This is a genomic window from Halosimplex halophilum, from assembly GCF_004698125.1.
GTDB classification, from domain to species: domain Archaea; phylum Halobacteriota; class Halobacteria; order Halobacteriales; family Haloarculaceae; genus Halosimplex; species Halosimplex halophilum.
On sequence record NZ_SRHV01000005.1, the window covers coordinates 409960 to 423588 of the forward strand.

Annotated in this window: 11 protein-coding genes and 1 pseudogene; 6 read left to right on the forward strand and 6 right to left on the reverse strand. The window is 51.8% G+C overall.

Annotated features, from left to right (window positions below; translation table 11 throughout):
* Positions 1-41 precede the first annotated feature (41 nt).
* The 3 genes from E3328_RS18395 to E3328_RS18405 all read right to left on the reverse strand — a co-directional run bounded on the left by E3328_RS18395 (position 42) and on the right by E3328_RS18405 (position 2922).
* Entirely contained in the window at positions 42-1715 is a 1674-nt protein-coding gene (locus E3328_RS18395; protein WP_135366094.1) for a glycosyltransferase family 39 protein, read from the reverse strand.
* Between the two features lie 171 nt (positions 1716-1886).
* Positions 1887-2399 (reverse strand): metal-dependent hydrolase, encoded by a 513-nt coding sequence (locus E3328_RS18400; protein ID WP_135366095.1) that lies wholly within the window; start codon positions 2397-2399, stop codon positions 1887-1889.
* Complete coding sequence (locus tag E3328_RS18405; protein WP_135366096.1) at positions 2392-2922, reverse strand: OB-like fold-containing membrane protein; 531 nt, start codon at positions 2920-2922, stop codon at positions 2392-2394. The genes E3328_RS18400 and E3328_RS18405 overlap by 8 nt, the downstream gene beginning before the upstream one ends.
* Before the next feature lie 60 nt (positions 2923-2982).
* Here E3328_RS18405 and E3328_RS18410 point away from each other — a divergent pair, with 60 nt between their 5' ends.
* The 4 genes from E3328_RS18410 to E3328_RS18425 all read left to right on the forward strand — a co-directional run bounded on the left by E3328_RS18410 (position 2983) and on the right by E3328_RS18425 (position 7324).
* Complete coding sequence (locus E3328_RS18410) at positions 2983-3969, forward strand: glycosyltransferase family 2 protein (protein ID WP_209452236.1); 987 nt, start codon at positions 2983-2985, stop codon at positions 3967-3969.
* A gap of 159 nt (positions 3970-4128) precedes the next feature.
* Positions 4129-4941 (forward strand): methyltransferase domain-containing protein, encoded by an 813-nt coding sequence (locus E3328_RS18415; protein ID WP_135366097.1) that lies wholly within the window; start codon positions 4129-4131, stop codon positions 4939-4941.
* Positions 4942-4976: 35 nt separating this feature from the next.
* On the forward strand, positions 4977-6071 hold the full coding sequence (locus E3328_RS18420) for a glycosyltransferase family 4 protein (protein WP_135366098.1): 1095 nt from the start codon (positions 4977-4979) through the stop codon (positions 6069-6071).
* Positions 6072-6172: 101 nt separating this feature from the next.
* Positions 6173-7324 carry a glycosyltransferase family 4 protein gene (locus tag E3328_RS18425; protein ID WP_246023070.1) on the forward strand — a complete coding sequence of 384 codons (1152 nt, stop codon included), beginning with the start codon at positions 6173-6175 and terminating at the stop codon, positions 7322-7324.
* Positions 7325-7361: 37 nt separating this feature from the next.
* On the opposite strand, the gene E3328_RS18430 is transcribed toward E3328_RS18425, so the two are convergent.
* Positions 7362-8495, reverse strand: a complete 1134-nt coding sequence (locus E3328_RS18430) for a glycosyltransferase (protein ID WP_246023071.1) — start codon at positions 8493-8495, stop codon at positions 7362-7364.
* 207 nt (positions 8496-8702) lie between these two features.
* Between E3328_RS18430 and E3328_RS18435 the strand changes: the two genes are divergently transcribed.
* A complete protein-coding gene (locus E3328_RS18435) occupies positions 8703-10166 on the forward strand; it encodes a flippase (RefSeq protein WP_135366101.1) in 1464 nt (487 codons plus the stop codon).
* 344 nt (positions 10167-10510) lie between these two features.
* Complete coding sequence (locus E3328_RS18440; RefSeq protein WP_167837466.1) at positions 10511-12430, forward strand: ArnT family glycosyltransferase; 1920 nt, start codon at positions 10511-10513, stop codon at positions 12428-12430.
* An 84-nt stretch (positions 12431-12514) separates the two neighbouring features.
* Here E3328_RS18440 and E3328_RS22620 read toward each other — a convergent pair.
* Positions 12515-12801 (reverse strand): annotated as a pseudogene (locus E3328_RS22620) (IS6 family transposase); the annotation flags it as partial.
* A gap of 64 nt (positions 12802-12865) precedes the next feature.
* Positions 12866-13606 carry an FkbM family methyltransferase gene (locus E3328_RS18450; protein WP_246023072.1) on the reverse strand — a complete coding sequence of 247 codons (741 nt, stop codon included), beginning with the start codon at positions 13604-13606 and terminating at the stop codon, positions 12866-12868.
* Positions 13607-13629: the final 23 nt, after the last annotated feature.

Here is a 13629-nt window from a genome sequence, read left to right on the forward strand (position 1 = left end):
TCGCTTACGGATTTCGGTCGCTCGACTCCGGCGTCGCCGCGCTAGTTGCCGGTGGCGTTCCCCGGAGGCTCGATCCCCTTCGTGTAGACGTAGACGCGCTCGTCGTCCATCCGTCCCTCGGCGTCCTCGAACTGGTCGTACAGTCCGTGGGGGAACCGCGTCTCGAACGGCGATTCGACGACCGCGTACCGCGTCAGGTTCTCGGCGATCCAGTCGTCGGCCGACAGCGGCATGAACGGGTTGTAGACGACCCACACCCGCTCGTGACTTTCGATCACGTCCCGCATCTCGGCGTTCGTCTCCAGGGCCGGCGCGCCCGTGTGGTAGCTGTTGTTCGTGCCCGACCACTGCAGCGTGTGGCCGTTGCCCCGGTAGTCCACGTCTCCGGTCCAGTAGTGGACCTTCTTCGGTCGGTTGGTGATAATGATGTCGCCCGGCTGCCGGGCGTCGCCGACTCGCTCCAGGGCGCGCTGGTAGTCCGGCTGTGGCTCTTCGAGCTGTGACAGGGTGTGCGGGTCGGCGGTGGCGCGCACGTCCTGTGCCACCGGCGTGGCGACGAGCAGAACGACGACGCTCGCGAGCGCGGCGTTGCGGTACAGCGCGGTATCGTCGAAGCGCGTCGCGGCCCAGTCGGTGGCCGCGACCACCCCCCGTGCGGCCAGCAGGAGGAACGCGGGCGTGAACACCAGCAGATAGCGCGGCCGCCAGATGAACCGGAAGTTCTCGCCGAGGTAGGCGAACAGGACCAGCGGCGCGAACAGCCAGACGAGCACGAGCGCCGTGTGCTCGGTCCGCTCCCACAGCGCCACGCCGATCCCCACCAGGGCAGCGACGGTGAGCAGCGGGTAGTACGAGAAGAAGAAGTGCGGGACCGATCGCCCGGAGATGGGGTGTTCCCAGATCGCGACCGACTGGACGACCCCCGCACCCGGCACGAAATCGAAGAGGGAGGGCGGAACGAGCAGTTGCTGGGCGAGCACCAGCGTCGTGACGTTGAGTGCGACGACGGCCCAGACGACCAGCTTCGCGTAGACGAGCCGGTTCGGTTCGTCCGCGGACGGGACGAGCAGCGCCAGCCCGACGACCAGCGGAACCACGAGCCACTGCCTGTGGGTGTAGGACGCCGCGGCGACCGCGAGCGCGAAACCCGCGGCGTACACCCCGACTCGCAGCCGCGCGTCCGTCGGGATTCGAACGTCCGAGAGCGGGTCGACGAGCTCGTCGATGCGGAGGTAACAGTAGACGGCGAGCACGACGAAACACTGCAGCAGCGCGTAGAACCGGGCGGTCCGCGACCACGCGACCGTCACGAGCGAGAATGCCTGCAGCGCCGCGGCGGCGTACCCGACGCGGCGACCGAACGTGCGGGCGCCGATGGCGTAGACGAGAGGGACGGTCGCGGTCGCGAACAGTGCGACCGGGAGCCGGAGTCCGACGGGACCGTCGCCGACCAGCGCCGTCGAGTAACGCGCGAGGTACGTCAGGAGGATGCCCCGACCGTACGTTCGGCCGGACGGCAGCGTGTCGGTCCCCGTCTCGGCGAGCCCGCGGGCGACCATCCCCGTGATCGCTTCCCCGTCGAGGATCGGGGCCTGGCCGAGCCCGTACAGGCGGACGGCCGCCGCCAGCGCCGTGAGCGCGGCGACGACCGCGACCGGGGCGTACCGCCGGTACGAGTCCGTCGCCTCTTCGCGGGTCCACACGTCGTCGCCCATCTCAGGTCCACCTCAGCGCCGGCTGCGATTTGAGCCTTTCCTCCGCGTGCGGGACCGACCCCGCCGACTGTGGGGTCGGCTGTCCAGTTGTCCCCGACGAGGTGACGCCGCCGATGTCGTCTCGGGACGGCCGGACGCGACCGCATCGTCCGGTCGGCTGGCCGGGCGCTCTCACGTCGTCTCCGCCTCCGCTGTCTCCGTATTCGGTCGATAGCGACACCAGTACCACGCCGCCGCGGCGAGCGCGGCGGCGACGACCAGTGGCCACAGGTCCGTGCTGGTGTACAGCCCCGGTGTCGGCGGCTGGTACGGCGTGAGCGGCCAGAAGACCGACTGCGACCGCCCGTCCGGCACGCGGATGAGCGCGTCGGTGAACAGGTGCGAGATCGCCCCGACGGACAGCAGCGCGAACACGCGGCGTCGCTGGTCGGGGACGGCGACCACGACCCCACCGAGTATCAACAGTAGCACGCCGCCCCCGGTCTGGAGCGCCGTCCAGTCGACGAGGACGCCGAACCGGTCGTAGATCACACCTGGGGGGAGGATAGTACCGAGATGATCCAGGTCGGGCAGGAGTGCGCCGAGCATCCCGACCGTGACTGCCGCTGGTCCCCAGTCGTAGCGCGTCGAGAGCGCCGTGCAGACGGCATAGGCCAGCAGGACGTGCGCCAGCAAGTCAGGCATCGCTTTCCTCCCCTTCCGACTCGAAGATGTTTCCGAATTCGATAGGACGGGACCGCGGACGTGCCTGTAGTCGCAGGAGGTCGATCCGCCAGTGACGGAGCAGTCGCATTAGCACCCACAGGCCCGCGACGGCCGAGAGCACTCTGGTTCGCCAGTACGACCCGCCGGGTTTCCGGACGACTTCGATGGCCTCGACCGTGCTTTCTGGCCGGAGTACGCCGTATACAGACAGTACGTCTCCCTCTTGAGCCGCCCCGTCGTATCCGTCGACGGTGAGTTCGACAGGTCCGTGTAGCGTCGACTCTCCACGGATCTGTAGCGGGTCGGTGGAGACCACAGTCCCGTATACGTGTACCTGCTGTCCCAGATAGTCATCGTATCCCGAGGCAACGTCGCCGGTTCCGGCCGGGATCCCCTGGTCGGGGTGTGGGCCCAGCGAGCCGAAGCCCACAATTGCAGCTCCGAGACAGCCGACCAGCACGACGAGTACGACGGCACGATACGCGGCGCGTTCTCTGTGCACGTGTTCTGTTCGGCGACACCAATAGCTATAAGTTCGGCGTTTAATCAATACAGCAGTAACGTGGCGACCATCCCGAAGGCGAAACCAGAGCAGGAGGGTTTGCAGGAGGAAGTCGAACTCTCCGTCGTCCTGCCGGTGTACAACGAGGAGGGCAACCTCCGGCCGCTCGCCGAGGAGATCCGCGAAGTCGCCGATGAGCACTACGAACGCTGGGAAGTCATCTTCGTCGACGACGGGTCCCGTGACGGGAGCTTCGAGACGCTCGAATCGCTTCACGGGGCAGACCCACGCTTCAAGGCCCTGAAGTTCCGGAAGAACTTCGGTCAGAGCCCCGCGATCGATGCGGGCCTCGATTTCGCCGCCGGGGAGATTATCGTGACGATGGACGCCGACGGGCAGAACGACCCCGCCGATATCCCGAAGCTCATCGACAAACTCGAAGAGGGATACGACTGCGTGTCCGGCTGGCGCCGCGACCGTGACGACCCGTTCACCAAGCGGTTCTTCTCGCGGCTTGCATCCGGGATGCGGCAGATGTTTCTCGGGACGGATTTGCATGACTACGGCTGTACGCTGAAAGCGTTTCGCCGTCCCGCCGCGAAGGATATCGACCTCGACGGCGAAATGCACCGATACATCCCAGCGCTGCTGAGCTGGCACGGGTATCGGATCGCGGAAGTCGAGGTCAACCACCGTCCCCGACGTAACGGGGAAACGAAGTACTCCTGGCAGCGGCTCCCGAAGGGCTTTCTCGATCTAGTGAACGTCTGGTTCTGGCAGAAGTTCTCCGGGCGCCCCCTGCACATCTTCGGTGGCCTGGGTGTGCTGTCGATGTTCATCGGGACACTCGGCGGAATATATACTATCTGGCTGAAGCTCGCTGCCGGCGCGAATCTTTCCGATACTGCGTTACCGCTGTTTTCCGTCTTCATGATTATGATCGGCGTGCAGTTCTTCATTTCGGGTATCCTGGCCGATATCGGGATCAAGGGTTACCAGCACGCCAAGAATGAAGAGCCGTATCGAATCCAAGAGGTATATAAGTAGTTGCTCTTGGTCTAAGCATATGGGTTTACCGGACTCATCCGTTGTCCTAAATTACTTAAGTCGATCCGCGGATTTGGGACGTATGAGTCTTGATATTCGAATCCCGTTTCCGGAGAGTGGTTTAAGTTGCGAGACGAATATAACAAACGAGAATTAATAATGGGAACAGACGCTATAAATCAAACACTTGGCCTCGCTCAGAAACTAAACATCTTCGGAGATGAAAGTTGGCAGGAGCGCTTGGTGAGTCCTCTCTTCGATACAGAGACCAGAACTGAGATCAAACTAGAGCTACTGTTTGAGGGCATTGACTTCACTGATCAAACTGTCCTCGATGTCGGTGCTGGTAACGGAATATATAGTCTCTTTGCCGTGTGTGCCGGGGCTGACCGCATCGTTGCATTAGAGCCGGCTGGAGATGGCAGCAATGGCATTAATGTTAACGGCGTTCGTACCGTTGCAGAATCCGTTGAAACAATCGAAGTGGTCTCCGAACCGCTCCAGAATTTCAAATCAAACGAACAATTTGATATCGTTATAATGCGAAATGTCATTAATCATCTTGATGAGGACGCAACTCGGGACCTCCTAACTGACCCAACTGCGCACCAGCGATACCAAGATATTTTTGGACACCTCGGGGATTTGACCGCCGACGACGCGACAATAGTGATAACGGACTCTTCACGCAACAATTATCTCCGATTTCTCGGTGAGCGGAATCCATTTATTGGTTCTCGTGATTGGCCTATTCATCAAGCGCCCGAGGTCTGGGCTACACTGCTTTCCCATCAAGGGTTTGCCGTTAGAGATATCCGTTGGCGATCAACGCTCTCACTACTTGGTCCGGTAGGGAAGAGATTATTTAGTAACCGATTAGTATCCCATCTCACGAGTAGTAACTTCATTCTTATAATGGATCGTATGCGTTCAGATGACCGAATGATAGGGGAGAGTTCCCCAGACGAATGATTCAAATACCTCAGGTGATTCGCCGCAAGTGAAATATGAGGGTCTGTTTCCTCTCTCCGAAGGCCTATCCCCAGTTTGATGATTCTGTGGAGGGGACTCCCGGAGGGGCAGAAGTTCAGATGGTGCATCTCGGACGCCGTCTCGCACAGCGTGAGAGTGTTGATGTGCACTTTGTTGTCGCCGATTACGGACAGCCTTCGACCGTGGTTCAAGATGGAGTCACGATACATCGATCATATTCATTTGACGACCCGCTCTGGATGAAGATCGCAAAATTTGGCAGGAAGCACGTCCGTGCTGATGCCGACGTGTATATTCAACGAACACTTTCTCCCTTCTCAGCACCCCTAGCCGCTCTTACGCGTCTTCGCGGCCGGCGATATGTGTATATGGTCTCTCACGATCACGAAGCAGATGGCACTCATGACCTGTTCTGTTCTCCCTTTACACGACCTCTTGCTAAGGGGGTTTATGAGCTTTCTAACCTGGTAATCACTCAGAATCGCTACCAAGAGCGTATGGTGGAAGAGAAATTTGATCTGCACAATACACGGTTGCTTCGCAGCGGGGTGAAATTAAAAAACACAGAACCCGCAAAGGAATTAAAATACGATGCCATTTGGGTGGGCCGATGTATCGAACGGAAACAACCTGACGTGATGTTAGACATTGTTGAACAGAATCCCGATTGGGATGCTGTCATGATTGCACCTCAAGCAACTGGTGAGCGCTCATATTTTGAGAAGATTCGATCTAGAGCTGAAGCTATCAATAACATTGAGTTTGTCTCGTTAGTCCCCAATGATAGGGTAATTGAGTATCTCGAACAGTCCGCTGTGTTCTGCCTTACATCACGTCACGAGGGTTACCCGATGGTCCTCATTGAGGCCGCCGCCGCACGAACACCGATCGTCTCACTTTCACTCAACTATCCGCTCCCGTTCAACGACTATCATGCCGGAATCCATTGTGGGGGTGAGATTGATACATTTATCACTGAAGTCCAGCGACTTTTGTCTGAGAAGTCGAAATTAAACGAGTATGCGGATAATGCGAGGAGATACGCTGAGAATGAACACGATATCGAAAAAAAAGCGGATGAATTCTATCGGATGATCGACCCTAATTGAGAGTATGTATTGTAATCATCACAGGGCTCAAAATACTATGGAAGCCACTAGCCCATAGAAGGGTATATGAGCACGCGGCTAAATGGATGGAACAGTCAGATATGCGCGTCTTAATTCTAAACTATGAATTTCCGCCTTTGGGCGGAGGGTATGGAGAATATCATCTGCTCGCACGTGAGCTAGCAAAGCAGGGTCATGAGGTCCTCTACGTAACGTCCCGTATGAGTGGACAACCAAAGAGTGAGGTGGTTGACGGTATTTCCATTCTCCGAGTACCGACGATCCGGCGGCATCGAAAGAGTGCGACCGTGTTTGAAATGTTTACGTATATTTCCTCAACAGCTATTAAATTACCAAGTATCACGAGTGAATTTGAGCCGGATGTCTGTCATATATTCTTCGGGATCCCTACAGGCGCCTTGATTTTCCATCCTATGTTACGTAACACCCCGACGGTTCTGACGTGTCTTGGGTCTGACGTACCTCACCACAACCCGGACCGGTTTAACCTCCTGTATTCAATTTTGACGCCGGGAGTTACTCGGATCTGGGATCGGCACGATGCTGTCGTTGCAAATAGTTCCGGTCTTAAAGACGAAATACAGGATATTAATCCAGATCAACAGGTTCGAGTAATTAATAACGGGATCGATACAGAGCAGTTTCATCCGGTCTATGAGGGCGAGGAGGGAATTATCCGGTTCCTGTATGTTGGCCGTCTTATTGAATTAAAACGTATTGATGTGGCTATTAAACTTCTATCCAAACTTAATGATCTTATCAATAAGCGGGTGACACTTGATATTGTAGGCGAAGGTGAACAAAAACTAGAATTAAAACAATTCACAAGGGAGGAAGGCATGTCCGATTGTGTAAAATTCCACGATTACATACCTCACGATCGGATCCACACTATGTATCAAAAATGCGATTTTTACATTCAGTTATCTGAAGCTGAAGGTATGCCCAATACAATAATGGAGGCTATGGCATGTGGGGCCATACCCGTGGTGACTCCAGTCGGGGGAACTGAAGAGCTGCTTGGTGATGATATCGGAATTTTTGTTCCTTTCGGATCAGAAGACAATGCGGTAAATCAATTGGTAGATATGGTCCAAGATGATTCAACAGTCAGGGATCAAAAAGAGGCTGCTCGTGAAAGAATAGTAAACGAATTTGGGAGAAAAAAATTTGCGTCAAAATATCATTCACTATACAAGGAAGTGATCGATCAATATGCGAACGACAACTGATTTAGTATGGGGTTCAGTAGTCCAATTTCGAACACCTTCATTGGGTGGTCTGTTCTAGTAGTGAGAGTAACTCGGTAGCGAGAGCCTTAACGCTGTATTCTGAACGTTTTGCGTCGTCACCAAGACTTTCCGGTCGCATATTATACAGGGATTCCAAGGTGTGGGTGATGTCACTGACATCGGATCGGTGACAGAGTCTAGCCCCTGGAAAGTCTTCGAGAAGCGACGATATTGCCCCGTCTTCCGAATCAATAGCCAATACTGGGAGATCGCAGGCGAAGTAATCGAATACTTTGATAGGAATGTGGGTCCGATCTTCAGGTCTTGTCAAGACGAGTCCGATGTTAGCCGCATTTAATTCACGGATTATCTGGTGTTTTGCCGCGTAACCATTAAATTCAACTTTGTCGCTAATCCCAAGTTGGGATGTGAGATCTTTTACGCGTTCACGGTGGCTATCAGCCTTCCCATAATGTATCAATTTAACATCTGGTTTATTGGCAGCAAATTTAGCGAATCCCTCAAAAAAAGGCTCAACGTCGTTACGGAACTTCCCAGGATAAATGATCCGAAACCCATCGGCTTCAACTACATTTCCATGGTAGTCTTCCGGATCAAAACCGTTTGTCAACGTCTTGAACTCTGTTTGTATCTCTGGGAAGGAGGATTCATACGCACATCTAAGATTTGATGATGACACCGTCACCGCATCCGCAGCTCTAAGGATACGTGGCTCACAGTGGCGTGATAAGGCTGCCCACCCGCGATCCAATAGAGACTTAGATGACTGTCGTTGTTCGTAATATTGAGAAAGCGTCCATGGATCGCGAAAATCAACAATATATGGAACTTCGACAAAACTCTTCACAAGTGGGACATTAAGAAGAGGAAGAAATGGCCACGCTGTATGAAAAATTGCATCAATATTATTTTTATGAACGATCCTTGTAATTGCCGGTGTTAATTTTGGCGTCCAGCGGAACCCATCTTTTTCACCCAGGGAAAGCCAGTCAAGAATGATTCCCGTTCGGTGGATCTCCTCAGCAGTCTCAAGTACGGCCGCATATTCCTCATTGTCGGGTCCAGGTTGATACTGTCTTTCAACTGTTAAGACATGAACTTCGGCACCAAGACGGGAAAGGTACTTTGTGAATTTTGCCGCTCGAAACATCGTCACACCGCCCCCTGGTGGGAACGAATACGAAACTACTAATATTCTCATTTAGGTACGTGAGTCGAGGATGGTTGATCTCGGGTTGCTATTTGGTAGTACATCCAAACGATTCTTTCATTGTTGCTTTTACCGTTCAATTGTATCAGTTGCATCCCAGTATTGGGTTTGGGAGAATGAGTGTAACGATCCTCAGAGGGAATTTGAATGACCTCGATATCGCGCGTCGTCAAAGGATTTCAAACTGAACTGGTCGCAAAGGGGGCAGCTATCGTTTCCGGGTTGATCGTCATGGTCTTGTTGGCACGACTTCTTGGCCCAAACAAACTGGGTCAGTTATTCTACGTTCTTTCAATCTTATCAATTGCACATCTCTTATCAAATCTTGGTTTTCCTCAGTCCGGAGCTCGGTATGTTGCAGAGTTTCTCGAGGAGAACCCATCGAAAGTTAGACTAGCGATCCGCGTCTCCTTAGGGTATCTTCTATTGAGTAGTCTTCTGGTTGTACTTGTTTTATTCCTTGGCTCTGGAGTATTAGAATCCGTCTTGGGGGAATCGAACATTCAAAAACTGCTGATGGTCGGTGCAGCATACGTATTCTTCCGCTCGTTACGGTACTATATTAGGCGAATCTTGCAGGCATTTGGTGCGGTTCCTTGGGCGTCAGCGATGGTGGTCGTCACAGAAGTCGCTAACTTGATATTTATTTTTGGTTTAGTCAGCCTTGGACTTGGAGCAATTGGGGCCATCGCTGGATACACGCTCGCGTATTGTCTATCATTCTTTCTCGGAGCGGCCGTGTTTTACACACAATTTTATCGATCTTTACCGACTGACTCGTCTTTCGACATAAATTTAGCCGGGGAAATCTTAAAATACAATTTTAGTCTTGCACTTACCAGTGGTGCGAATGCCATCGAAAAAGAAACAGACACAGTACTGATTGGATTCTTTCTCGGCCCATCAATGGTTGGTTTTTACGCACTCGGCAAACGAATCGCAAATCGTGCTCGTGCACCTGCAGAGGCCCTTGGCTTTACGCTTGCACCGATGTATACGGAGGCAAAACTCTCAGAAGGTAGCACTGAGGCCGGTCACATTTACCGACAAGCTCTTGTAAACATTCTAGTTCTGTATGTTCCGGCCGTGGTGGGTCTAGTTCTTGTAGCTCGACCGGTAGTCAAGTATATCTTCGGTTCGGAGTTTCTTCCAGCTGTTCCGGTAATCCGGTTATTAGCTCTCCTTACACTTTTTCAGAGTATCGGTTACATCACCGGAAACGGACTCGATTATCTTGGGCGAGCTAAGGATCGAGCGAAAATTAAGGGGGTCTCGGCTGTTCTCAACCTTATATTGAATCTATTTTTGATACCTGTTTGGGGAATAATAGGCGCTGCATTTGCGACCATCGTTACTAATGGAATTTATAACCTAACTAATGTATACTTTATGCATCAGGAGACTGATTTCTGGCGTCATGGTGTCATCTGGGCTTGTTCGAAAATTCTTCTAGTCACGGTCGTGATGGCGGCTCCCGTTTATGTTCTTGTGCCCCATATCAGAGGGGTATTCAGTCTTGTTCTTGTCATATTTATTGGAATCGCTATCTGGATAGTGGGGTCTTTCGCTCTCAGTCTGATAACAATATCTGATATTAGAAGGGTTATATGATCATACGTAATAGCGTGTTAAATCTCTCAGGAATAGTATAAGTAATAATATGTGTTGTGACAGTAGACAACCGAGTGGCTCTGTACTCGTTACTATCCACAGCTCTGTTATAGATACGATCTGTATTCAAAATATCCCCTTCTTAGAGCGAAGGATACTCGTCCGACACCTATATAAATACGAACTCCACTACTCCCACTAACCTGTCTCAACTAATGTTTAAGCTAGCTTGGGGTCAAAGGGTCCTTAGCGAGAGGCGTAGTACATTTATTAAGGGAAGCACCCTCACCGCGGTACTATTTGCGTTCTTTCACTTATTGGTTGTTTTTCAATTCCTACCTTCAATGTTTCCGACTGCAACGAGCGAGTTTTTCCTTCTATCAGTGGCCGTTGTGATGTTATCCACGTATTTAGACATCTATATTAACGGCGTCTCTTCCTCTGTATTAATGTTCGCCCGGTTGTTTGTTGTTCTTTCACTGTCTTTATTTGCGGTTTCGTATCTTATACCTGTCGTTAGCGGTGGTGATCCATGGATTGATCCTCGTACAATTTGGATTCTCATCGCAGCTGGCGGCTGTCTTGCTTACTGGAGCAGTGTGGAATCACAGTCAGATGCTCTCAACTACAAATATCAACATCCACAGGTAGCCAAGGTACATTCTAAGGTACAAACCCTTTATACACCTGATAACCGTCTCTGGACGGGCTTACTTCTGCTTGTATTCTTTCTTGGGTCGTTTCTCCGCTTCTATAATCTCGGATATCTCAGTCTGACCAGCGATGAAATATATCTTGGAATGTCGATAAAAGCTATTGGAGAACATTGGCTACCAATTTATCCAGATGGCACGTTATATGACCGGGGGCTAGTACACGTCTATTTAGGATGGATTGTCACGCAGATCATCGGCCACGGTGAGACTGCAGTGAGATTCCCGAGTGCTCTCGCAAGCTCATTAACCATTCCGCTGCTTTACTTCATAGCCCGTGATTTTAGCGGTGACAAACGAATTGGAATCGTTGCTGCCGCAACGTGGGCGCTCTTCCCGTGGGGGATCGAATTTGCAAGATGGGGACGTGATTATGCCTTGGTATCATTCCTGTTTATTGCTACTTTCTATACAACGTACTTGGGGTTCAGTAACCGGCGCATAGACTATCTCGGTTTTGCTGTAGGATTCTGTATACTCTCTGTCGTAAATTCCATTATTGGATTTATATCCATCGGTGTCATTGGTTTAGGATTCGTGATCTGGGGATTGAAGCGTGAGACAATCCTGAAGCGGCGTAATATTATCGCTATCGCCATAGTTCTACTAATTATTCCCATCTATCGTGTCTTGTTCCATCTTGTAACGGGTGGTCCACTCGCTGGTATTGTAGATCATATTATCTATGCATACGTATTCTTGCTTCAGTTCAAGTTTGATCCGTATTTCCCAGCTGCGTACCATTCACACTTTACTATTGGATCAATTCTCTTCGTCATTAGCTCACTATCTCTTCTCTGTTTTGATTCAAAAAACGTTCGCGAAAACGCTTTCCTTCTCTTCTTCAGCTACGTCCCACTCGTGTTTATGAGCTACTACAATATCCATCACCAGCCGCGTTACCTCTATTTCTTCACCCCACTTTTCATTACAATGTGCCTTGTTGGAGTTGCCGTGTTCATTCGAGATCTCCTTAATTGGATTGACATTTCTGAGGGGACTCGCCGTCAGACAACGCTCATATTTGTGGTTATAATTGCGCTCTTTGCGTTCACTAACGTTGGTTACGCTACTGAGATTCCGACGCGGAATCACGGTGCTACCTATCAAGAACCGTTCTATTCGCCAACAACTGGACTTTCAACGTATGGGGACTCCAAGAGTCAGATGATTTATGTGGCGAATCATGCCGATCGAAATGATTCCGTCGTAACCACTGGGTTTCAGTACTATTACTACTATACTGGTGAACAACCCGACTACTGGCTCAGACCAGGAGGTCACGCCTCATTTATTCAGGAGACCCCCAACGGAACTCGCGTCCGCTACATGACTAAGACAGGCGCAATTACATCACCCGAAAAGCTAGTCTCTGTTGCGAACCATACCAAAGGGGAAGTTTGGATCGCTTACTGGCAAGGAGAAACAAACACCGGTCCGCGAGACGAGCTGACCTATCCAGCTCATATGATGGATCGAGGTTGTGATATTGAACGCGTATACGTTGGTGACGAGGAACTGGCAACAGTGTGGCGACTCAATAGCTGCTAGCAAAAAGCCAAACCAACAACTGTGTCTAGGGTGGTGTTTAGTTAGTGAAGTTATCCATTGAGAGGAGGCTTGGGACCAGGATTCGGCGGCGTACAGCCAGAACTGTTCGTCGTTGATCCGAATCACTGTTTCGTCGAGCGCGATCTGATTCGGTATCGACCAGATTCGGGCTGTGGATCGGCTTTCTGGACCCAGTCATGGATCGCTTTGCGACTCCGATTGCACTCAGTACTCCGAGTAATTCGGCGGTGACAAGCCCACAACGTGCGATTAAATACCTGACATCATCACCGGTCCGGATTCCGATCGTACTTTACAAAATCCGAACCGATCCGCTCTTTATGACCGGTGAGGTGGGCGATCTCTGGCATAGGGACCAATAAATCACACCTCACTTCACGCTCAACCAAGCACGACCGTGTGTCAGGAACAATATTATTTATACGCTCTGATGTGGTACTTGTCCCCAGCATCATCCGCTATCTCGATCGTGAACCCACATGATTTGAGTAGTTCGTGAATCTCTGTTTCTGAACTATCGAATTTCGGTAAATGGAGGCTATGAACCTCACAGTAGACGACCCTGCAGGCATCTTGTGACAGGACCTGCTCCATGCCTCGAAGCGCTTTGAGTTCTGCACCTTCAACATCGATCTTGACGACAGTTGGTTGAGGAAGTTCCCCATTTTCAACCAGTTCATCACCGGTCTGCATCTCTACATCCCTTTGCTCAACGCTTCCTTCCCCGTAAGACTCGAGGGATTCATTCACTTCAATAAGGTTATGTCCAGGTGCTACTGTAGTCGACTCGACCGCAATAGATAGAGTGACATCGCCAATGGTGTCCGAGAGTGCCTGCTCTTGTACGCTAGCCTCAATGTCGTTCAAGTTCAAATTGTCTCGGAGCCTATCGGCGTTTTTTGGATGAGGTTCAAATGAGACGACATCTATGTCTGCTGAACTAGCTCCGACAAGACAGGAATACACTCCGATGTTGGCTCCCACATCAAAGAATACATCGTCATCCTGAAGATCCGAAAGCAACGAACTGAGAACATCAAATTCAGTCATCGCACGAAGTCGTTCGTACTCATCGTGATCTGCAACTATAAACTGGGTTTCAGTATCCTGGACTTCCACCTTGTATCTCCCAGCAGAAACAGCGATTGTCGCCATCACACGTTCGTAGACGCGTTTCG

What these genes read in the sequence shown, in the direction of transcription:
- E3328_RS18395 (WP_135366094.1), bottom strand. Translation starts at nt 1,715, where the DNA reads ATGGGCGACGACGTGTGGACCCGCGAAGAGGCGACGGACTCGTACCGG.
- E3328_RS18400 (WP_135366095.1), bottom strand. Translation starts at nt 2,399, where the DNA reads ATGCCTGACTTGCTGGCGCACGTCCTGCTGGCCTATGCCGTCTGCACG.
- E3328_RS18415 (WP_135366097.1), top strand. Translation starts at nt 4,129, where the DNA reads ATGGGAACAGACGCTATAAATCAAACACTTGGCCTCGCTCAGAAACTA.
- E3328_RS18420 (WP_135366098.1), top strand. Translation starts at nt 4,977, where the DNA reads ATGAGGGTCTGTTTCCTCTCTCCGAAGGCCTATCCCCAGTTTGATGAT.
- E3328_RS18425 (WP_246023070.1), top strand. Translation starts at nt 6,173, where the DNA reads ATGCGCGTCTTAATTCTAAACTATGAATTTCCGCCTTTGGGCGGAGGG.
- E3328_RS18430 (WP_246023071.1), bottom strand. Translation starts at nt 8,495, where the DNA reads ATGTTTCGAGCGGCAAAATTCACAAAGTACCTTTCCCGTCTTGGTGCC.
- E3328_RS18435 (WP_135366101.1), top strand. Translation starts at nt 8,703, where the DNA reads ATGACCTCGATATCGCGCGTCGTCAAAGGATTTCAAACTGAACTGGTC.
- E3328_RS18440 (WP_167837466.1), top strand. Translation starts at nt 10,511, where the DNA reads ATGTTTCCGACTGCAACGAGCGAGTTTTTCCTTCTATCAGTGGCCGTT.
- E3328_RS18450 (WP_246023072.1), bottom strand. Translation starts at nt 13,606, where the DNA reads ATGGCGACAATCGCTGTTTCTGCTGGGAGATACAAGGTGGAAGTCCAG.